Below are 20048 nucleotides of genomic sequence, written 5' to 3'. Positions count from 1 at the left end.
CGACTCGAATCGCGCCCCTCGGAATGCGCCACCGGAGAAGCCTCGATCCATGCGCCGCCCCCCGCATACCATCCTCGCCCGAGCCGGTCTCGCCACCCTGATGGTCCTCGGCGCCTCGGCCGCTGCCGCCGACCCGTACGGGTCCACCTACGCATCCACCTACGGGTACGGCGATGGCGGGTACCGCTTCGCCGGTCCGCTGGTCGAGGGCTCCTATGTCGGCGCTCCGTTCACGCGGCTTCCCAGCACGAGCCGGATCGTGCCGCCGGCCTGGGGCTACGGCACCTACGGCGTTCCCACCGTCGCCGGCATCCGTGACGCCCCCGCCGCGCGCCCGACGCTCACCGTGATCGAGCGCCAGGGCTCGGTCGGCGCCCGCCCCGCGCTCCGGCGGCCCGGCGCCCGCGTTCTGTCGAAGGATCCCAAGGGAATCTGGACCGATCCGGCCCCCCGCTCCGAGGGTGAGGGCGGCGCGCAGGTGGTCTCGGTCCGGGTGCCCGCCCGCGCCCGCTAATCCGGTCGGGCGGCGAGCCGGCGCCTCCGCGACCGCCGGCCGGACCGCCGCTCTAGACGGCCCCTTAACTTGTCTTGCGCACAATCTCCCTCGTTCAGGGGGGCCAGCGCCGTGCACATCGTCATCGTGGATTCGAGTCGCGTCGTTCTGCGGATCGTGGCCGGCATGCTCGAACCGCGCGGACATGTGGTGACGCAGTTCACCGATTCCGCCGAGGCCCTCGCCTACGTCACCGACACGCCGAAGGTCCGCGCCCTGATCACCAGCCTGGAGGTCCGGCCGCTCAGCGGGCTGGAGCTGTGCTGGTCGGCCCGTCTGCTGGCCGAGTCGAGCCGCCCGCTCTCGATCATCGCCATGTCCTCGGCCCGCAACGCCCGCAACCTCGCCGAGGCGCTGGACAGCGGCGCCGACGACTTCATCGACAAGCCGCCGGGCGCCGAGGAACTGCAGGCCCGCCTGCGGGCGGCCGAGCGCCTCACCACCCTGCAGGGCGAACTGATCCGGCTCGCCGAGACCGATCCGCTCACCGGCCTTCTCAACCGCCGCGCCTTCCTGCACCGCACGCGCGAGGCCGCCCAGAGGACCGGCTCCTTCGGGCATCTCTGCGCCGTCCTCCTCGACATCGACCATTTCAAGCGCATCAACGACGAGCACGGGCACGACGTCGGCGACGCGGCGATCAAGGCGGTGGCCGGTCTGCTCGAGGCCGAGGGCATTGCCGGGCGCCTGGGCGGCGAGGAATTCGCGGTGGCGCTTCCCGGCCAGCGCCTCGCGGATGCCGAGACGATCGCCGCCCGCCTGCGGCTCAAGGCCTCCGACCTCCTCATCCGCTCGCCCAAGGGGCCGGTGCGGCTCACCTGCAGCTTCGGCGTCAGCGAGTGGTCCGAGGGCGAGACCGTCGAGGGCCTCCTGAAGCGGGCGGACATCGCCCTGTACGAGGCCAAGACGACCGGGCGCAACCGCGTGGTCTCGGCGATGACCGATCTCGTCCTCGCCCGGGCGGGCTGAGACGCCGACCCGCGCGACCGGTCCTCGCGACCGCACCGCAACGGGAAACGGCCCGCTCCCGGCCGTCCCGAAGCGGGACGCCGGCGGCCTGGCGGCGCCGCAGGGGGACGGTTCGGCACCCGAATCGCCCCCTAAGCCGCTGGAACGACTCTTGTTCTTCCTCCTCCGCACGAGCCGCACCGTTCTGCGGCGGGACGAGAGGGGAGCGGCATGAGTCAAGCCGTCAATCACACCGTCAGCCACACCGCCGGCCGGGCCGTCGAGCTGTTGATCGTCGATGAGCCGGCCGGGCTGGACGACCGGTTGCGGGCGGGGCTGGAGCACGCACCATCCCTGCGCACGATCGACGAGGACGACCTCGTTCGGGGCGGCCCGAGGCCGGCGGTGGCCCTGGTCCCGGTGGACGGGGCCCGGGCGGAGGTCGGCTGCACCCGGATCACGGCCTTGCGCGAGGGACGGCCCTGGCTGCGGGTGCTGGCCGTGGTCCGGACCCTCGACGCATCGGCGATGAACCGGCTGATCGCGGCCGGCGCCGACGCCTTCGTCGGCACGGGCACTCCGGCGGAAGAGGTCTGCGCCAGCGTGATCACCCTCGCCACGGGGGCACGGCCGGCCCCGGCGGCGGCCTCCCGAGACGCGGCCGAGGATCCGGCCGTCGGCCTCACGCCGCGCGAGGCGGAGGTTCTGCGCTTCCTCAGTGCCGGCTTCAGCAACAAGGAAGTTGCCCGCCGGCTCTCGCTGAGCGTGCGGACGGTCGAGACCCACCGGCTGAACCTGCGCCGCAAGACGCAGACCGGACGCCTGAAGGATCTCGTCACGCTCGCCCGGCAGCTCGGCCTCGCTCCGGTGCTCGACACCGAGACGCCGCGCGGCCCCGCCCGCCACGCCCCCCTCGCCGCCCGGGCCTGAGACGGGATCTCCGGCTGAGCGAGCCCGCCCCCGCCATCGCGACGGGGTCGAACGAGCCGGGGATCAGACCGTCCGCGCCTCCAGCCGCTCGTCCACCGCCGAGAGTGGCCGCTTGGGCTTGCGGCCGACATCCTCGCCCGGCACCGACGGTTCGAACGGTTCGGGGCCTTTGCGCAGGAGCTTGGCCAGGTAGTAGCTGCCGAAGCCGAAGATGATCGCGTAGGCGACGATGAAGGCGATCAGCGAGGTCGTCACCGCCTGTGCGGTGAGCGGGGAGTGGGCGTCCGCCGTCTTGAGCTGACCGTAGACGATGTAGGGCTGGCGCCCGATCTCGGCGGTGAACCAGCCGAAGATCACCGCGCCGAAGCCGGACGGCGTCATCAGCATGGCGCAGGTGAGGAAGACGCGATTCGTGAACAGCGTTCCCTTCCAGCGCAGGTACAGGCTCCACAGGCTCAGCAGCAGCATGGCCATGCCGATCGCGACCATGGCGCGGAACGAGTAGAAGACCGGCCAGACCGGCGGGCGCTTGTCCGGCGTCACGTCCTTCAGGCCCGGGACCACGCCGGAGAAGTCGTGGGTCAGGATGAACGAGCCGAGCTTCGGGATGCCGATCTCGAAATCGTTGCGCTCGGCCTCCATGTTCGGGATCGCGAACAGCAGCAGCGGCATGTTGGCCTGGGTGTCCCAGTTCGCCTCGATCGCCGCGAGCTTGGTCGGCTGGTGCTTGAGCACCCCGAGGCCGTGGGTGTCGCCGACGAAGATCTGGATCGGCGTGAAGATCAGCGCGAACCACAGGGCCATGGAGAGCGAGACCCGCGCGCCCTGCACCTTCGCCGGCGGCTCCTTGCGGGCGCGCAGGATCATCCAGGCGGCCATTCCGGCGACCGCGAAGGCGGTGGTGAGGAAGCAGCCGAGCACCATGTGCGCGTAGCGGATCGGGAAGCTCGGATTGAAGATGACCTGCCACCAATCGGTGGCGACCGCCCGGCCGTTCTCGATCGTGAAGCCCGCCGGCGTCTGCATCCAGGAATTGGCGGACAGGATCCAGAAGGCCGAGATCAGCGTGCCGAGCGACACCATGCAGGTCGCCAGGAAGTGCAGCCGGTCGCCGACCCGGTCCCAGCCGAACAGCATGATTCCGAGGAAGCCTGCTTCGAGAAAGAAGGCGGTGATGACCTCGTACTGGATCAGCGGACCGAGCACGTTGCCGGTGAAGTCGGAGTAGCGCGACCAGTTCGTGCCGAGTTGGTAGCTCATCACGATCCCCGAGACGACGCCGAGGCCGAAGGAGACGGCGAAGGCCTTCACCCAGAAGCGGTAGAGCACCCGGTACATCGGGTTCCGCGTCCACAGCCACTGCGCCTCCAGCCGCACGAGGAAGGCGGCGAGGCCGATGGTGAAGGCCGGAAAGATGATGTGGAAGGCCATCGTGAAGCCGAACTGGATGCGCGAGAGCATCAGGGCATCAAGTTCCATCGCATCGCCTTCCTGACCGTAGAGGGGCCGCGATCCGAGCGCGGCAGCGGGTCTCGCGCGGCAGCGTAGGCTACAGCGGTCACTTTCCTCAACCGGAGTTCCGGGCCGCGGTTCGCGGCGCCGGGCAATCGCGGCGAGCCGTCGCGTCGCGACGGGGCCGCGCCGGCCGCCGCGACGGGGTTCGTCGCCGGACCCTGGCGGGTGGCTCGTCGACGGACGCGGCTTTCCGGCGAGCGTGCCTTCGACATGGGAGAGCGCCTTATTACACCTATGTTAATCTTGAAATCAGAACAATGGCCCACACGCAGACCGGGTCACCGCCATGACGGCACCAGCACCAGTTCCCTCCCCGTTGCACGGCGCGGTCGCGCAACAGCCGGATGGCGGGCCGACGACCATCGCGGACCTGACCCGGGAAGTCGGGCGCATCGCCCAGGACCGGGTCGGACGCATCCGGCAGATCACCGCCCAGGCGAAGATGCTCGCCCTCAACGCCCTGATCGAGGCGGCCCGCGCCGGGGAGCACGGGCGCGGCTTCTCGGTGGTGGCGCAGGAGGTGCGCGGCATCGGCGCCGAGATCGAGGCGCTGGCGCAGGAACTGGAGGTCGGGCTGACGACGCGGATCGCCGAACTGCAGCACGGTGTCGATGCGATGACGGCGAAGGCGGAAGGGGAGCGCCTGGTCGATCTCGCCCTCAACGCCATCGAGCTGATCGACCGCAACCTCTACGAGCGGACCTGCGACGTGCGCTGGTGGGCCACCGATGCCGCCGTGGTGGCCTGCGCCGCCCGGCCGAACGGGGACGGCGCGGCCGTCGCCGACCACGCGGCGCAGCGGCTCAGGGTGATCCTGTCGGCCTACACCGTCTATCTCGATCTCTGGCTGTGCGGCCGCGACGGGACCGTCCTCGCCAATGGCCGGCCTGCCCGCTACCCGGGCGTGCGCGGGCGCAGCGTCGCGGGCGAGACGTGGTTCCGGGATGCGATCCGTCTTCGCGGCGGCGACGATTACGTTGCCGGCGACGTCCGCCGCGAGGGGCAGCTCGGCGGCGCCCAGGTGGCGACCTATGCCGCCGGGATCTACGCGGCGGATGGCGGACCGGCCTGCGGCGTGCTGGCGATCCATTTCGACTGGGAATCCCAGGCGAAGGCCATCGTCGAGGGCGTGCGGATCGCGCAGGAGGACCGGGCGCGCACCCGGGTGGTCCTGGTGGATGCCCAGAACCGCATCCTCGCCGCTTCCGATGGTCGAGGCATCCTCACCGAGACGCTCACCGCGGACCTGCACGGGCGGGAGAGCGGTCTCGTGCGCGATGCCCGGACGGGCGCCGTGACGGCCTTCCACCGGACACCGGGATACGAGACCTATCGCGGGCTGGGCTGGTACGGCGCCATCGTCCAAAGCGGGGCCTGATCGGATCCCGACACCGGTTCACGCCGCCCGGCGGCCTCCGGCGCTGCGCTTCGTGCCGGGTGCCTTGGCGGCGGAACCCTTCGCCCGGCGGCCTCCGGTCTGACGCGGCGGCTCGATTCGCGCCGTGCCGCCCGGGCTGTCGGAATCGGCCCCGGCCGCCTCCGCCGCCCGCTCCAGCCGACCCCGCAGCAGGCTCAGCACCGCCGCCTCCTCCGGGCGCAGCGCATCGAGGCCGTTCTTGAGTTCGCCCTCGACCGCTTCCTTCACCTGCAGGAGCATGCCGCCTTCAAGGTAGCAGTCGAGGATCTGCGGGTGGATGTAGCACTTGCGGCAGATCGTCGGCGTGTTGCCGAGCCGGGACGATACCGACTCGATCGCCGCGCGAAGGTTCTTCTTGGCCTTGGCCGCGTTGTCGAACGCCTCGAACTCCTGCAACGCCAGGGCGGCGAGGACCGTGCCGGCCCAGGTGCGGAAATCCTTCGCCGTGAAATCCTCGCCCGTGATCTCGCGAAGATACGCGTTGACGTCGGAGGAGGTGACGTCGCGCCGCTCGCCATCCTCGTCGAGATACTGGAACAGCTCCTGGCCCGGCAGGTCCTGGCAGGCCTTGACGATCTTGGCGACGCGCCGGTCGCGCATCGAGACCGACCATTCCTTGCCGCTCTTCCCCTTGAAGCGGAAGCGCATCTCGGAGCCGGCGATCTTCACGTGCGGGTCGCGTAGCGTGGTGAGGCCGTAGCTCTTGTTGGAGCGGGCGTAATCGTCGTTGCCGACGCGGATCAGCGTGGTCTCCAGCAGGTGGACCACGGTGGCGAGCACCTTTTCGCGCGGCAGGCCGCGCTTGCCCATATCGGCGTCGATGCGCTGACGAATGCCGGGCAGCGCCTCGGCGAAGGCCATGATGCGATGGAACTTCGAGGCCTCCCGCGCCTCACGGAAGCGGGGATGGTAGCGGTACTGCTTGCGCCCCTTCTCGTCGCGCCCGGTCGCCTGGATGTGGCCGTTCGGATGGGGGCAGATCCACACATCCGTGTAGGCCGGCGGGATGGCGAGGCTTTTGAGCCGCGCGATCTCGTCCGGGTCGCGGACCGCGGCGCCCTTCGGATCGATGTAGCGGAAGCCCTTGCCGTTGCGCTTGCGCCGCAGGCCGGGCTTGGAATCGTCCACGTAGCGCAGGCCGGCCTCCCGCGCGGCCTCGCGGGGATCGACCACGCCGGCTCCGACCTCGTCCGACAGCATGACGCCCTCCCTGATCCGTGGGGCAACAACCGGATTGAAGCCGGCGCTGTTCCGCAACGCCCCCCGTGCTATGGCCCCGCAGGATGACCGCCTCAGCCCAATCCCGTTCCGGCCAAAGCCTGGCCGGCAAGCGCCTCGTCTTCGTGGTGACCGAGGACTGGTTCTTCGCCTCGCACTTCCTGCCGATGGCCCGCGCCGCCCTGCGGATGGGGCTCTCGGTCGCGGTGGTGACGCGGGTGCGCGCGCACCGCGCCGTGATCGAGGCGGCCGGCATCCGCGTCGTGCCGCTGGAGGCGGAGCGCTCCAGCCTCAACCCGATGGCCGCGGGCTACGCGGCAGGCCAGCTCTCGGGCATCCTCAAGGCCCTGAGCGCCGATATCGTCCACTGCGTCGCGCTGCGCGGCATCCTCGTCGGCGGCACGGCGGCGGCGATGGCCGGCATTCCCCGCCGCGTCTTCGCGCTGACCGGCCTCGGCCTGCTCGGCGCGCGCGAGGACGCGACCGGACGGCTCTCGCGGCTGGCGCTGAAAGGTCTGATCCGCGGCCCGCTGGCGAGCCGGCAGACCCGCTTCCTGTTCGAGAACCCGGACGATGCCCGCGCGCTCGGCCTCGACCCGTCCGACACCGCCGTCACCCTGGTCGGCGGCGCGGGCGTCGATCCCGAGGCCTTCGCCCCCCGTCCCCTGCCGCCGCCGGCGCCGCTCAGGGTCGCGATCGTGGCGCGGATGCTGTGGTCGAAGGGCATCGACGTCGCCGTCGAGGGGGTGCGGCAGGCCCGCGCCGGAGGCGCGGCGGTGGAACTCTCGCTCTACGGCGCGCCCGACCCCTCGAACCGCCGGGCGATCCCGGAGGCGACCCTGCGGAATTGGTCGCACGACGGCGTGACGTGGCACGGGCCGACCGGGGACGTGGCCGGCGCCTTCGCCGTCCACCATGTCGGTGCCCTGCCCTCCCGCGGGGGCGAGGGGTTGCCGCGCACCCTGCTGGAGGCGGCGGCTTGCGGCCGGGCGATCCTCACCAGCGACGTGCCGGGCTGCCGCGACCTCGTGCGCGACGGTATCGAGGGGCTGCTCATGCCGCCGGGCGACGCCGCCGCGCTCGCCGCCGCGCTGACCCGGCTCGCCGCCGATCCGGCGCTCGTCGCGCGGATGGGCGCGGCGGCGCGGGCGCGGATCCTCGAGGGGGGCTACACGGAAGCGGCCGTCGCCGAGACGGTGGCGGGGCTCTACGCGGAGCTACTGGCCTGACGCGTCCGATCAATGCGGGCCGCGCAATAGTCGACGATCCGATCGCGCTCGCCGGCCGGTATCGCGGCTTCGGGCAGAGCGATCAGGATCGCGCCATCGCTCTCGAAAAGGAGCAATCCGCCCTCGGAGTGCACACCCGTCAGAACCGGCCAAGCCTGGAAGACGGTGGCATGGGAGCCCTCGACGGTAATGCCGCGGTGATCGATTCGTGCGCCCGTCCACGCCATCCTCATTTGAGCGGCCCACTCGGTCTCGGCGGCTTGGGAGGCCAAAATGCGCAGATTCTCCCATTGCGACGACGCCCCGGACACGAACAGGAACAAGGTCGTCGCGATTACCCATGCCCCGCTGACAGCCACGCTCCCATCAAAACCGATGAGCTCAAGAGGTCTGACGAGAAAGAACTCGCTCATTCCCACCGTCAAGCAGATCAAGATGACGAAACCGGTTCCGATTGCTCCGGTTCTCGAATGCAAAATGCGTCGAGCTCCCACCGCATCCCGATATCTTTTCCAGGACAATTCCTGGAAAATCTTATATTCCTCGAGGTTTAATGGCCGGGCGGAAAATATGATCAGATTATTTTCGTCCATGTCAATCATCTTCGGCGAATGACGAAGTATCAATGCCAAATGAGGCCTGACTTGGCAAATCCCGGCGCGCCGACGCGCGACCCCGCCCGCTTCATCCGCGAGCAAACGGCGCTGCGGCCGGTGCCGCACGCCCCCGAGATCGTGCTGCACGTCGCCGACGAGGCCACCGCGCTGTGGCAGAAGACCGAGGAGGAGCTGGAGGCGATCGGACTGCCGCCGCCGTTCTGGGCCTTCGCCTGGGCCGGCGGACAGGCGCTCGCCCGCTACATCCTCGACAACCCTGCGACGGTGGCGGGGCGGCGGGTGGTCGATTTCGCCTCCGGCTCGGGCCTCGTCGCCATCGCCGCGGCGATGGCCGGCGCGGCCCATGTCACCGCCAGCGATCTCGACCCGTTCGCGCTGCACGCGATCCCGCTCAACGCCGCGGCCAACGGCGTGGCCGCGCGGATCACCGCGGACGGCAGCGACCTGATCGGCTCCGACGCCGAGTGCGTGCTCGCCGCCGACATCTTCTACGAGCGCGACCTCGCCGCCGCGGTCGGCGGCTGGCTCGGCGACCTGCACGGACGCGGGCGCACCGTCCTGATCGGCGATCCCGGCCGCTCCTACCTGCCCCGCGAGCGGCTCGTCGCGGTCGCGACCTACGAAGTGCCCGTCACGCGGGCGCTGGAAGATGCCGAGATCAAGCGCTCCTCGGTCTGGCGTTTCGCCTGAACCGGCGCCGCGGCCGGCCTCCCTTGCCGCCCTGGCCCGGATCACGCATCCGGCCGGGCGCCACGTTCTCTCCTCGGCCGGTGCGAAAAGCATGCTCGACAGGTTGTTCCATGCCGGCGCCAGCCTGGCCCTGCTGCTCGCCGTGGCGTGGCTGTTCTCGGTGAACCGGCGGGCGATCCGTCCGCGAATGGTGCTCGCCGCCCTGGCGCTTCAAGTCGGGATCGGCGCGCTGATGCTGTTCGTGCCCGCCGGGCAGGCGGCCCTCGGCGCGGTGGCGGATGGCGTCACCACCGTGCTCTCCTTCGGGGACCGGGGCACCGCCTTCCTGTTCGGCGGCCTCGTCGAGCCGCGGATGTTCGAGCTGTTCGGCGGCTCGGGCTTCATCCTCGCCTTGAGGGTCCTGCCGCAGATCCTCTACGTCTCCGCGCTGATCGGCGTGCTCTACCATCTCGGGGTGATGCAGGCGCTGGCACGCTTCCTCGGCGCCGGCCTGCGAAAGGTGCTCGGCACCTCGGCCATCGAATCGTTCTCGGCGGTCATCACCATCTTCATCGGGCAGAGCGAGATCGCCGTGGCGCTCCGCCCCTTCCTTGCGACGCTCACCGGAGCCGAACTGTTCGCCGTGATGACGAGCGGAGCGGCTTCGACCGCCGGCTCCATCCTCGCCGGCTACGCCGCGCTCGGCGTGCCGATGCCCTATCTCCTCGCCGCCTCGTTCATGGCGATCCCCGGCGGCCTGCTCTACGCCAAGATCCTCGTCCCCTCGACCGAGCCGACACGGATCGTCACCACGCAGGTCGAGTTCGGCGAGGCGCGCGCGGCCAACCTGATCGAGGCCGCCGCCGACGGCACGCAGAAGGGCCTCGGCGTCGCGGTCGCCGTCGGGGCGATGCTGATCGCCTTCGTCGGACTGATCGCCCTCGTGAACGCGGCGATCGGCTGGGCCGGCGGCGTGTTCGGCTTCACCGGCCTCTCGATCGAGGGCATCCTCGGCATCGTGCTGGCGCCGCTGGCCTGGCTCCTCGGCGTGCCGTGGGAGCAGGCGACCCTCGTGGGCGGGGCCATCGGCCAGAAGATCGCCTTCAACGAGTTCCTGGCCTATGCCAGCCTCTCGCCGACCCTGAAGGCCGGCACCCTCGACCCGCGCACGGGCGCGATCCTGTGCTTCGCGCTGTGCGGCTTCGCCAACCTCACCTCGGTGGCGATCCAGCTGGCGAGCTTCACCAGCCTCGCCCCCGAGCGCCGGCCCGAGATCGCCCGGTTCGGCCTGCGGGCGATCCTGGCGGGCACCCTGTCGAACCTCACCAGCGCGGCCATCGCCGGATTGTTCATCGCCGGGTGACCGGCAGGGCGAGCGACCGGACGAGCGACTGCCGGCGAACCTTTCGGTCCCCATCCTCATTCTGAGAGGATGGAGAACCCGCACGCCATGGAACAAGTCCGAGCCACACAGACGCCAGTCACACAGACCGGCAAGCGCGCCGAAACCCAGGGCCCGGCGCCGGTCACGGCGCGCGACTGGGACGAGCGGGTCGACCGCGCCAGCGAAAAACTGCCCGACTGGGCGCAGCGCGCGGTCCGGTGGCTGCGCGAGCCGGCGCGCTTTCCCGTACGGCTGCTGGCCGCGATCCTGCTGATCCTCGGCGGCATCTTCTCGATCCTACCGGTGCTGGGCCTGTGGATGCTGCCGCTCGGCCTCGCGCTGCTGGCCCAGGACGTGCCCGGCCTCAAGGTGCCGATGGAGAAGTCCGCCCGCTGGATCGAGCGGCAATGGCGGCGCTGGCGCGGGCGGTGATCCCGGCGCGGCGTTCGGCACTCGGCCGCGCTTGACAGGATATCCGCGGCGGACGACCCATCGCGAATGAGCCCCAGCCGAGAAAGGCTCTTCGGAGACAACCTGTGATGCCGTTGCGTCTGTTCTCCCGCGGGCGTGCCGCCTTCCTCGCGGCGGCGGTGCTGGCGGGGGCCGTGTTCCTTCCCCCATCGCCGGCGCGCGCCGAGGAGGCTGTCTTTCCTCCGAGCTCCCGCTTCGGCTTCAAGCCCCCCTCGGACATGGTGCCCTCGAAGCGCTTCACCGGCTTCGAGCGGATCGGCGGCGGCGCGATGCTCTCCGTGGTCGAACTGCCGGCCGGCGCCTATCCGGAACTCAAGCAGAGCTTCACCGACGAAAATCTCAAGACGCAGGGCCTCGTCGTCCAGAGCCGTGAACCGGTCACGCTCGATGGCGGCGCCGAGGGCGTGCTGTTCACCGGCGAGCCGACGCCTGCCGACGGCCAGGGCATGCCCGCCGCGCGCAAGTGGCTCCTGATCGTCGGCGCGACGGAAGTGACCGGCATCATCATCGCCCAGGCCGCCGTCGGCGCCGAGACCGACGAGACCATGCGCGGCATGCTCACGGGCGTGCGCATCCGCGGGGCGCTGAGCCTCGACGATCAGGTCGCCGCTCTGCCCTTCCGCATCGGCGATCTCGCGGGCTTCCGCCCGGTGCGGGCGCTGGCGGGCAATTCCGTTCTGCTGACGCTCGGCCCGCGCGATCAGGTCTCCAACTTGGAACAGCCGATCCTCGTCGTCGCCCAGGCGGTACAGCAGGCGACCCCTCAGGAGCAGCGCGACGGCTTCGCCCGCGCCTCCCTCTACGCGAACCAGACGATGAAGGAGTTCGTCATCGAGCGCTCGCAGAACTACCGCCAGAACGGCGTCGACTGGCACGAGATCGTGGCCCGCGCCATCGACATCCCGTCGAGCCAGCCGGTGGTGGTCTCGCAGACGATCCGCTTCAACCCGGACGGCTACATCCGCGCCGTCGGCGTCACCCGCGCCGACCAGCGGGAGCAGATGCTGCCGCTGTTCCGCCAGGTGGTCGACAGCCTGCAGCCGCGCTGAGATCGCGGTTCGTGCTCCCTCCCCGCGGAGCGGAGAGGGAGGTCGACGTTACTCGCAGACGCGGACGCGCCGGACGTAGATGTCGCCGTAGGGATCGATGGTTTCACGGCGCTCGAAATGGCAGATCGGGCCCTCGACATAGACCGGCGGCGGCGGCGCCCGGTAGACCGGCTTGCCCGGGTAATACGGATCGTTGGCGGCCGCGATCGCTCCGCCGACCGCGAGGCCGCCGAGCACGCCGAGGGCGGCCGCGCCGCCCGGACCGATACCATCCCTTGCCTGGGCGGCGGGCGCCGCGCCGAGCGCCATCGCGCCCGCGACCACGCCGCCGAGAAGGATGCCCCTCATCGTCGAATCTCCTCGAAAATCGCGCCTTACGGCGCCATCGCATCGCTGCCGGCATCGCCGCCGAGCCCGGCGCTCGAGCGTGGCGGTGCCAAGCGACAGAGAAGAGCGCGCGATTTGAGGCCGATCTTCGGCAGGACCGATCCCGCCGACCGTCCTCGGCGGGCGTCGGGCCACGGCTGCCGAGGGGTCCTTCCGCCCCGTTTCCTTGCGCACCGGCCCCAAATCGTTGCAGAAGTGCGCGCCGTTCCGGACGTGTCCCCGCGCCCCTCGCAAAACCGCCGCCCAGGCGGTCTTCGGTCCGCGTCGATCGTCGGGCGGCGTTCCGGAACAGGTCCGGTGCCAACGTCCATTACGGTGCGAACTTCCATGACGCAGACCCTTCGCCTCGGCATTGCGGGGCTCGGCACGGTCGGTGCCTCCGTCCTGCGCATGGTCGCCCGCCGCGCCGAGGCGCTCACCGCCGCGACCGGGCGCACGATCGCCGTCACCGCCGTCTCCGCCCGCGACCGGAGCCGCGACCGCGGCGTGGACCTCTCCGGCCTGCACTGGTTCGACGACCCGGTCGAGTTGGCGCGCTCGGGCGAGATCGACGTCTTCGTCGAACTCGTCGGCGGCTCGGAGGGCGCGGCCAAGGCGGCGGTCGAGGCGGCGCTCGGCGCCGGCAAGCATGTCGTGACCGCCAACAAGGCGCTGCTCGCCCACCACGGCGCGGCGCTCGCCCGCATGGCCGAGGAGCGCGGCGTGGCGCTCGCCTACGAGGCGTCGGTGGCGGGCGGCATCCCGGTGATCAAGGCGATCCGCGAGGGGCTGTCCGGTAACGCGATCAGCCGCGTCTACGGAATCCTCAACGGCACCTGCAACTACATCCTCAGCCGCATGGAGGCGGAAGGGCTGACCTTCGAGGCCTGCCTCAAGGACGCGCAGGCGCTGGGCTATGCCGAGGCCGACCCGACCTTCGACGTCGAGGGATTCGACACAGCCCACAAGCTCGCCATCCTCACGAGCCTCGCCTTCGGCGTGGAGATCGACGCCGAGGGCGTGTCCGTCGAGGGCATCTCGGCGATCCAGCCCCTCGACCTCACCATGGCCGACGAACTCGGCTACCGCATCAAGCTCCTCGGCGTCGCCCAGGCGACCGACGAGGGTATCGAGCAGCGCGTGCACCCGACCATGGTGCCGAAGGCGTCCGCGATCGCCCAGGTGATGGGCGTGACCAACGCCGTCACCGTCGATGCCGACGCCGTCGGCGAACTGACCCTGATCGGCCCCGGCGCCGGCGGGGCGGCCACGGCCTCGGCCGTCGTCGCCGACATCACCGATGTCGCGTTCGGCCTTGTTCGCCCGACCTTCGGCCAGCCGGTGGCCCGCCTCGCGCCGCCCCGACGGGTCGAGATGCAGCGCCACGAGGGCGGCTACTACATCCGGCTCACCGTGCACGACCGTACCGGCGTCGCGGCCGGCGTCGCCACCCGGATGGCGGAGGCCAACATCTCGATCGAGAGCATCGTCCAGCGCCGCTCCGCCAAGGCCGCCTCCAGCGACCCGCAGGGCCTGTCCGGCCAGCCGGTGCCGCTGGTACTGATCACCTACGCCGCCACCGAGGGCAACGTGCGGAAGGCGCTGGCCGCCATCGACCGCGACGGTTTGCTCGCCGAGGCGCCGCAGCTGATCCGGATCGAACGCGAATAATCGGGGCGCCGACCTCTTTTTCCTGCAGGATTCTGCCGGAAATACCGTTCCGGCAGGAACGAAATGTCATGACCCCGCGTCTCGTCCCGCATGCTCCCGAGCGCGGCCGGGGCGATGGACGGCAATCGGCACCGGCCGAGAACAGGCCGGGCCCCGGGGATAAGGAACGGAGCGCGATGTCGGCGGTCAATACCGGGATCTTCAGCGATCCCACGGCGCGGGGCCTGACGCTCGAACTCGTGCGGGTGACCGAGGCGGCCGCCATCGCCGCGGCCCGCCTGCGGGGGCACGGCCGCGAGAAGGAGGCCGATCAGGCCGCCGTCGACGCCATGCGCACGGAGCTGATGGCGCTGCCGATCGAGGGCAGCGTGGTGATCGGCGAGGGCGAGCGCGACGAGGCGCCGATGCTGTTCATCGGCGAGCGCGTCGGCACCGGTCGCGGCCCCTCCGTGGACATCGCGGTCGATCCTCTGGAGGGCACCACGCTCTGTGCCAAGGATATGCCGGGCGCCATCGCCGTGATGGCGCTGGCCGAGCGCGGCTCGCTGCTCGCGGCGCCCGACGTGTACATGCAGAAGATCGCCATCGGCCCCGGCTACCCGCCCGGCACGGTCGATCTCGACTGGAGTCCGGCCAAGAACATCGCCTCGCTCGCCCGCGCCAAGGGCGTCGAGCCCTCGGGCATCACCGCGATCATCCTCGACCGGCCCCGCCACATGGACCTGATCGCCGCCGTGCGCGATACCGGCGCCGGCATCCGCCTGATCTCGGACGGCGACATCGCCGCGATCATCCACTGCACCAAGCCCGACGAGACCGGCGTCGACATCTACATGGGCACGGGCGCCGCCCCCGAGGGCGTCATCGCGGCGAGCGCGCTACGCTGCATCGGCGGCCAGATGCAGGGCCGGCTGATCCTCGATTCCGCCGACAAGCGGGCGCGGGCGGCCAAGATGGGCATCACCGACCCGAACCGGAAATACGACATGCACGACATGGCCCGCGGCGACGTCATCGTCGCGGCCACCGGCGTGACCACGGGGGCGCTGCTCTCGGGCGTGCGATTCCGCCCCGGCCTGATCGAGACGGAAACCGTGGTCTACCGCTCGAACACCGGCACGGTCCGCCGCATCGCCTGCGAACACCGCCGGCTAGAGAGCGCGCCGGGCTCGGGCTGATCGCCCCGGCCCGCCGTCCGCCTCAGCAGGCGACCGGCCGGCCGAACAGCGCCTTGGCGAGGCGAACCGGCTCGATCGGCTTCTCGCAGTGGATCGCGTCCCGCAGACGCTTGGGAACGGCGTTCTCCTCATAGCCGGTGGCGAAGACGAACGGCACGCCGCGTGCTCTGAGCGCATCGGCGACGGGAAAGACCATGACCTCGCGCAGGTTGATGTCGAGCACGGCGCCGTCGATGCGCGGGGTCTCGTCGATGATCGCCAGGGCATCGTCGATGCTGCCCACGGGGCCGATCACCTGAGCCCCGTTTTCCTCGAACACGCGCCGCATGTCGTCGGCGATGAAGTACTCGTCCTCGACGACGAGGACGCGTCTTCCGTTGAGCAGTTCGGATCCATCCGGCATGGGCCTACCCTCCCCCGACCCGTTCGTGATCGCGTCGGAACTGGGAGTATAGTGCGGGAAAGGCCGTCCGGATAAGCCTCTTCACAGATTTCAAGTTGCCCGCAACCGGAGCGCGGTTGCGCCTGCGCCGGAACCCGGCGCCCAGCCCTCCGGCAGCCCGCCCCGCGCAGCGGGCCGGATGGCGGCCCCAAGAAGCCCTGGAGACGATGTCCGAGGAAGCGATGCCCTAGAAAAGGCCGCCCTGCATGCGGCCGACGCCCTGCTTGGCCACGGCGTTGTTGGGATCGAGGCGGGCGGCCTGCTGGTAGCTCTCGCTCGCCTCCTTGCGGCGGTTGGTCTTCTCGTAGGCGAGGCCGCGATTGGCCCAGGACGCGGCATCCTTGGAGTTGACGTTCAGCGCCGCGTTGAAATCCTCGATCGCCTTGTCGTACTGGCCGAGCGAGATCAGGCTCTGGCCGCGGGCGGCGTAGGGCGCGGCGACGAAGGGGTTTCGGTCGATGGCCGCCGCGAAGTCGCCGATGGCCTCCGGGTTCTGCCCCTGCTTCTGCCGCACGAGGCCGCGGGCATGGTAGGCCTCGGCCGATTCGGGGGCGAGGCGTATCGCGACGTTGAGGTCGTTGAGCGCCCCGTTGAGGTCGCCCTGCGCGCGCTCCAGGTTCGCTCGGCCGATATAGGCGGCGGAGAAGTTCGGATCGGTGGCGATCGCCTTCGAGAAATCCTGCATCGCCGCATCGTTGCGGCCGGTCTGGCGGTAGGCCAGCGCCCGGTTGTTGTAGGCCGAGGCCGAGTTCGGGTCGAGCTGGATCGCCTTCGAGAAGTCGGAGATCGCCTCGCCGAACTGGCCCGAGCGGGCATAGGCTGCGCCGCGGGTGACGTAGGCGCCCGCATCCGACGGGTTGCGCGAGATCACGTCGCTGAGCGAGGCGATGTTGACGTTGGTGGCGCCCGTGGTGTCGGTCTCCAGCACCGCGAACTGGCGCGGAGCCGTCGCGCTGCCGTAGGTCTCGCAGCCGGCTAGCGCCGCGGCGGTCAGCACGAGGGCACCGATCCGCCTCGCCTTGCGTCCGTCCAGCGTCATCCCGATCATCTTCACGTTCTCCCCCGCGCCCGCTCGTCCGGATCTCCGCGGCGGCCCCTGAAGGGCCCGGATCATCCCGTCGCGCACGCTGCCGCAACACGGTGAATGGGCGCTTAAACGTTCTCGCAAAACATCCGCCTCGCCGGCGCGGGCCGTGCCTCGAGGCGGAGATTTTCCGAGACGAATCCGGAAAGCGCGGGCGGGCTCGTCCGGCGGGAAGCCGGAGAACACGCACGGTGCTTGCGCGGACGCCCCGTCCTCTCCGCTGAAACCTCGGGATGTGGCGAAGGTGTGGCCCCCGTCCTCACGCTTTCACGGAGGGCTTCGAACGGCGCTCGACTGTGGTTTGCTGTTGCGGCGAGGCGACAGATCGAATGCTCAAGCTTAGGCCGGGTGAGATGAGCCGGGCGAGATGAGCCGGGTGACGTGGCCCATCTTGCGGCCGGGACGGGCCTCGGCCTTGCCGTAGAGGTGGAGATGGGCGCCCGGCTCGGCGAGCAGGCCGGCCCATTCATCGGCTTGGGCGCCGATGAGATTTTCCATCTCCACCGCCATGCCGCCGGTGCGGGCGGTGTCGCCCAGCGGCCAGCCGCAGACGGCGCGCACGGTCTGCGCGAATTGCGAGGTCAGCGCGCCCTCGATCGTCCAGTGCCCGGAATTGTGAACCCGCGGCGCGATCTCGTTGACGACGAGGCGGGCGGCGCCTTCCGGCCCGGCGATCTCGAACATCTCGACCGCCAGCACGCCGACATAGTCCAGAGCCTCGGCGATGGCGCGGGCGATGGCCACCGCCGCGTCGCCGGTCGCGCGCGTCAGCCCCGGGGCGGGCACGCGGGTGAAGGCGAGGATGTGGTCGCGGTGCTCGTTGGCGCAGGGGTCGTAGGCCGCGAACGCTCCGTCGGGGCCGCGGGCGGCGACCACGGAAATCTCGCGCTCGAACGGCACGAACCCTTCGAGGATGCAGGGCACACCCTTGAACTCCGCCAGCAGGGCGGCCGCGTCGTCGCCCTCGCGGATCATGCGCTGGCCCTTGCCGTCGTAACCGAAGCGCCGCGTCTTCAGCACGGCGGGACGGCCGAGCGCCTCCAGCGCCCGCGCGAGGTCCTCGGCCGAATCGACCGCCCGGTAGGGCGCCGTCGGGATGCCGAGCGAACTGACGAAATCCTTTTCCGAGAGACGGTCCTGCGTGGTGAGCAGCGCCGTCGCGCTCGGATGCAGGGTCGCGTGCTCGGCCAGCACAGCGGCGGTGGCGTGGGGGATGTTCTCGAACTCGTAGGTGACCACGTCGCAGGCATCGGCGAAGGCGGCGAGCGCCGCCGCGTCGTCGTAGGGCGCGAGCGTGTGGGCGTGGGCCACGTCGAAGGCCGGGCTGTCGGCGTCGGGAGCGTAGATGTGGACCTTGAGGCCGTAATTGGCGGCCGCCAGCGCGATCATGCGGCCGAGCTGGCCGCCGCCGACGATGCCGAGGGTGCCGCCGGGCCGGACGTTCGGCGTGGAGGGGGAAGAGGCCATGGCGATTCGTGTCGTTGTCAGGCTTGGGAGGGGTCCGGACGCTCGGCGACGGATTCGGTCTGGCGGGCGCGCCAGGCATCGAGCCGCCCGGCGAGGTCCGCATCGGTGAGGGCCAGGACGGCGGCGGCGAGCAGGGCGGCGTTGACGGCACCGGCCCGGCCGATCGCCAGCGTGCCGACGGGAATGCCGGCGGGCATCTGCACGATGGAGAGCAGGCTGTCGTGCCCCGAGAGGGCCTTCGACTCGACCGGCACGCCGAAGACCGGCAGCGGCGTCATCGCCGCCGTCATCCCGGGCAGGTGCGCCGCCCCGCCCGCGCCCGCGATCACCACCTTGAAGCCGGCCTCGCGGGCGCCCTTGGCGAAGGCGACGAGCCGGTCCGGGGTGCGGTGGGCCGACACGATGCGGGCGTCATAGGCGATGCCGAGCGCGTCGAGCGTCTCGGCGGCATTGCGCATGGTCCCCCAGTCCGACTGGCTTCCCATGATGATCGCGACCGGGGGCGATCCCGTCATCGTCGTCTGGCCCATTACGAGGGAGCGGGCCTGTCAGCCCGCGAGAGGGCCGAATAACAGGGGCCGCAGCACCCCGGCAAGGCAGCCCGTCACGCGAGGTGTTGAGACGGGTCCAGAGGGCCGCTCCCGGCGGGCAAAAATCCTTCGGATTCTCGCCTCATCGGCCGGAGCCAAAATCGACCGACCACGTTGTGCAGGAAACGGCCATCGACGGCCGGACCCCTTACCTCAGCGAGCCCTCAAATGTCCTCCGCGGACCAGACCACGCGCGCCCGCAACTCCACCCATATCGATATTCACGACAGCACCACCCGCAAACACTGGGCCGACCTGCTCCAGGTCTCCGACGAACGCCTGCGCAAGGCGGTCCGGATGGTCGGAACCCGTGTGTCGAGCGTCTCGGCCTATCTCGCCAAATAGTTTGTCGCACATCATAAACGCCGGCGAGCATCGCGGGCCCGAGGTCGGGCGGGAGAACCCTTCCCGGCCTCTTTCTATGCGATGATGTCCGGCGTGATCTGGTCTTCGAGATGGGTGATCCGGTCGCGCAGAACCAACTTGCGCTTCTTGAGCCGCTGCAACTGGAGCTGATCGACGGCGACGCTGAGCTTCAGCGCCTCGATGGCCTCGTCGAGATCCCGGTGCTCTTCCCGCAACCGACTGAGTTCCCCGGCCGGATCCGCGACCGCATCGTTGGCAACCTCGTCCGCCATCATTGCTCGAAACACATCACCGGTCTTGACCGGGGCGACCATGCGTCAAGCCCGACCCCGGGGCAAGGCGCGCGGGCCGGTTCTCCCGCCCTGTCGGAGCTGACGACGGCCAAGGTTAGCTCCGGCCGTCACTTCGCCCGCCCTCCTGAAGATTTGAAATCACCTTGTTACGCACAGATCCATTTTGCCGCCGAATGGCTTCGACACGCCCGCCATCCTGTGCCAGTCTACCCCGCGTCCGAAACAGTGACAGGAGCGACACCTCATGTCCTTGCAGACGCATTTGAGCCAGCTCGCCGCCAAGCACGAAGCCCTGGAACGCGAGCTTCACGACGCGATGCAGTCCCTCGCCAGCGACGACCTCCGCATCGCCGAACTCAAGCGTAAGAAACTGCACCTCAAGGACGAAATCGAGCGCCTGCGCGGAGACACCCTCCACTAGCGGCGCCCCGGCCGGCCTCGCCCCGGGAGACGCCGCCGGCTCCACTTCCTCTCCCGACTCGGACGATGACGTCACCGCCGCCTGGGACACCAGCGCGGCGGTTCTGCTGTCGGAGCGGCGCGCGGCGAGGAATTCCGCGCTATCATCGCCCTCGAACGGGCCGGACCAAC

Annotated in this window: 22 protein-coding genes; 13 read left to right on the top strand and 9 right to left on the bottom strand. The window is 70.4% G+C overall.

Features of this window, described 5'->3' with window-relative positions; genetic code table 11:
- Window positions 1–49: 49 nt before the first annotated feature.
- The 3 genes from HNR01_RS23820 (at window position 50) to HNR01_RS23810 (ending at window position 2431) form a co-directional block, all read left to right on the top strand.
- Complete coding sequence (locus tag HNR01_RS23820; protein WP_183670270.1) at window positions 50–514, top strand: hypothetical protein; 465 nt, start codon at window positions 50–52, stop codon at window positions 512–514.
- 111 nt (window positions 515–625) lie between these two features.
- A complete protein-coding gene (locus HNR01_RS23815) occupies window positions 626–1522 on the top strand; it encodes a GGDEF domain-containing response regulator (RefSeq protein ID WP_017485332.1) in 897 nt (298 codons plus the stop codon).
- A 210-nt stretch (window positions 1523–1732) separates the two neighbouring features.
- Window positions 1733–2431 carry a response regulator transcription factor gene (locus HNR01_RS23810; RefSeq protein WP_017485331.1) on the top strand — a complete coding sequence of 233 codons (699 nt, stop codon included), beginning with the start codon at window positions 1733–1735 and terminating at the stop codon, window positions 2429–2431.
- A gap of 63 nt (window positions 2432–2494) precedes the next feature.
- On the opposite strand, the gene HNR01_RS23805 is transcribed toward HNR01_RS23810, so the two are convergent.
- A complete protein-coding gene (locus HNR01_RS23805; protein WP_153875556.1) occupies window positions 2495–3910 on the bottom strand; it encodes a cytochrome ubiquinol oxidase subunit I in 1416 nt (471 codons plus the stop codon).
- 322 nt (window positions 3911–4232) lie between these two features.
- Between HNR01_RS23805 and HNR01_RS23800 the strand changes: the two genes are divergently transcribed.
- The gene (locus HNR01_RS23800) at window positions 4233–5324 is read left to right on the top strand and encodes a methyl-accepting chemotaxis protein (protein ID WP_183670267.1); all 1092 of its coding nucleotides are present in this window, start codon (window positions 4233–4235) and stop codon (window positions 5322–5324) included.
- Between the two features lie 18 nt (window positions 5325–5342).
- On the opposite strand, the gene HNR01_RS23795 is transcribed toward HNR01_RS23800, so the two are convergent.
- Entirely contained in the window at window positions 5343–6563 is a 1221-nt protein-coding gene (locus tag HNR01_RS23795) for a DNA topoisomerase IB (protein ID WP_183670265.1), read from the bottom strand.
- Between the two features lie 83 nt (window positions 6564–6646).
- Here HNR01_RS23795 and HNR01_RS23790 point away from each other — a divergent pair, with 83 nt between their 5' ends.
- Entirely contained in the window at window positions 6647–7810 is a 1164-nt protein-coding gene (locus tag HNR01_RS23790) for a glycosyltransferase (protein WP_183670263.1), read from the top strand.
- On the opposite strand, the gene HNR01_RS23785 is transcribed toward HNR01_RS23790, so the two are convergent.
- On the bottom strand, window positions 7789–8403 hold the full coding sequence (locus HNR01_RS23785) for a hypothetical protein (protein WP_183670262.1): 615 nt from the start codon (window positions 8401–8403) through the stop codon (window positions 7789–7791). The genes HNR01_RS23790 and HNR01_RS23785 overlap by 22 nt on opposite strands.
- Window positions 8404–8454: 51 nt before the next feature.
- Between HNR01_RS23785 and HNR01_RS23780 the strand changes: the two genes are divergently transcribed.
- The 4 genes from HNR01_RS23780 to HNR01_RS23765 all read left to right on the top strand — a co-directional run bounded on the left by HNR01_RS23780 (window position 8455) and on the right by HNR01_RS23765 (window position 12000).
- Window positions 8455–9117 (top strand): class I SAM-dependent methyltransferase, encoded by a 663-nt coding sequence (locus tag HNR01_RS23780; RefSeq protein ID WP_246417630.1) that lies wholly within the window; start codon window positions 8455–8457, stop codon window positions 9115–9117.
- Between the two features lie 91 nt (window positions 9118–9208).
- A complete protein-coding gene (locus HNR01_RS23775; protein ID WP_183670258.1) occupies window positions 9209–10459 on the top strand; it encodes a NupC/NupG family nucleoside CNT transporter in 1251 nt (416 codons plus the stop codon).
- An 87-nt stretch (window positions 10460–10546) separates the two neighbouring features.
- Window positions 10547–10912 (top strand): hypothetical protein, encoded by a 366-nt coding sequence (locus HNR01_RS28075; protein ID WP_375373207.1) that lies wholly within the window; start codon window positions 10547–10549, stop codon window positions 10910–10912.
- Window positions 10913–11019: 107 nt separating this feature from the next.
- Window positions 11020–12000 carry a hypothetical protein gene (locus HNR01_RS23765; RefSeq protein ID WP_183670255.1) on the top strand — a complete coding sequence of 327 codons (981 nt, stop codon included), beginning with the start codon at window positions 11020–11022 and terminating at the stop codon, window positions 11998–12000.
- Window positions 12001–12048: 48 nt separating this feature from the next.
- On the opposite strand, the gene HNR01_RS23760 is transcribed toward HNR01_RS23765, so the two are convergent.
- Window positions 12049–12348, bottom strand: a complete 300-nt coding sequence (locus tag HNR01_RS23760; RefSeq protein ID WP_017485321.1) for a hypothetical protein — start codon at window positions 12346–12348, stop codon at window positions 12049–12051.
- A gap of 366 nt (window positions 12349–12714) precedes the next feature.
- Between HNR01_RS23760 and HNR01_RS23755 the strand changes: the two genes are divergently transcribed.
- Entirely contained in the window at window positions 12715–14037 is a 1323-nt protein-coding gene (locus HNR01_RS23755) for a homoserine dehydrogenase (RefSeq protein WP_183670253.1), read from the top strand.
- Window positions 14038–14213: 176 nt separating this feature from the next.
- Window positions 14214–15215, top strand: a complete 1002-nt coding sequence (gene glpX / locus HNR01_RS23750; protein ID WP_017485319.1) for a class II fructose-bisphosphatase — start codon at window positions 14214–14216, stop codon at window positions 15213–15215.
- A gap of 22 nt (window positions 15216–15237) precedes the next feature.
- Here glpX and HNR01_RS23745 read toward each other — a convergent pair whose 3' ends face one another.
- The 4 genes from HNR01_RS23745 to purE form a co-directional block, all read right to left on the bottom strand.
- Entirely contained in the window at window positions 15238–15618 is a 381-nt protein-coding gene (locus HNR01_RS23745; RefSeq protein ID WP_017485318.1) for a response regulator, read from the bottom strand.
- A 226-nt stretch (window positions 15619–15844) separates the two neighbouring features.
- Entirely contained in the window at window positions 15845–16705 is an 861-nt protein-coding gene (locus HNR01_RS23740) for a tetratricopeptide repeat protein (RefSeq protein WP_026105647.1), read from the bottom strand.
- A 375-nt stretch (window positions 16706–17080) separates the two neighbouring features.
- Window positions 17081–18208 (bottom strand): 5-(carboxyamino)imidazole ribonucleotide synthase, encoded by a 1128-nt coding sequence (locus HNR01_RS23735; RefSeq protein WP_017485316.1) that lies wholly within the window; start codon window positions 18206–18208, stop codon window positions 17081–17083.
- Window positions 18209–18225: 17 nt separating this feature from the next.
- The gene (gene purE, locus HNR01_RS23730) at window positions 18226–18723 is read right to left on the bottom strand and encodes a 5-(carboxyamino)imidazole ribonucleotide mutase (RefSeq protein ID WP_183670251.1); all 498 of its coding nucleotides are present in this window, start codon (window positions 18721–18723) and stop codon (window positions 18226–18228) included.
- Between the two features lie 243 nt (window positions 18724–18966).
- On the opposite strand from purE, the gene HNR01_RS23725 reads away from it, so the two are divergent.
- On the top strand, window positions 18967–19143 hold the full coding sequence (locus tag HNR01_RS23725) for a DUF3606 domain-containing protein (RefSeq protein ID WP_017485314.1): 177 nt from the start codon (window positions 18967–18969) through the stop codon (window positions 19141–19143).
- A 74-nt stretch (window positions 19144–19217) separates the two neighbouring features.
- Here HNR01_RS23725 and HNR01_RS23720 read toward each other — a convergent pair whose 3' ends face one another.
- Window positions 19218–19439 (bottom strand): YdcH family protein, encoded by a 222-nt coding sequence (locus HNR01_RS23720; RefSeq protein WP_017485313.1) that lies wholly within the window; start codon window positions 19437–19439, stop codon window positions 19218–19220.
- Window positions 19440–19701: 262 nt separating this feature from the next.
- Here HNR01_RS23720 and HNR01_RS23715 point away from each other — a divergent pair, with 262 nt between their 5' ends.
- Window positions 19702–19878, top strand: a complete 177-nt coding sequence (locus tag HNR01_RS23715) for a YdcH family protein (RefSeq protein ID WP_017485312.1) — start codon at window positions 19702–19704, stop codon at window positions 19876–19878.
- The last annotated feature ends 170 nt before the right edge of the window (window positions 19879–20048 follow it).

This window comes from Methylorubrum rhodesianum, assembly GCF_014199985.1.
In the GTDB taxonomy this organism is placed as follows: Bacteria; Pseudomonadota; Alphaproteobacteria; order Rhizobiales; family Beijerinckiaceae; genus Methylobacterium; species Methylobacterium rhodesianum.
The sequence above is the reverse complement of the archived record's forward strand: the minus strand, read 5'-3'. Positions and strand labels throughout refer to the sequence as shown.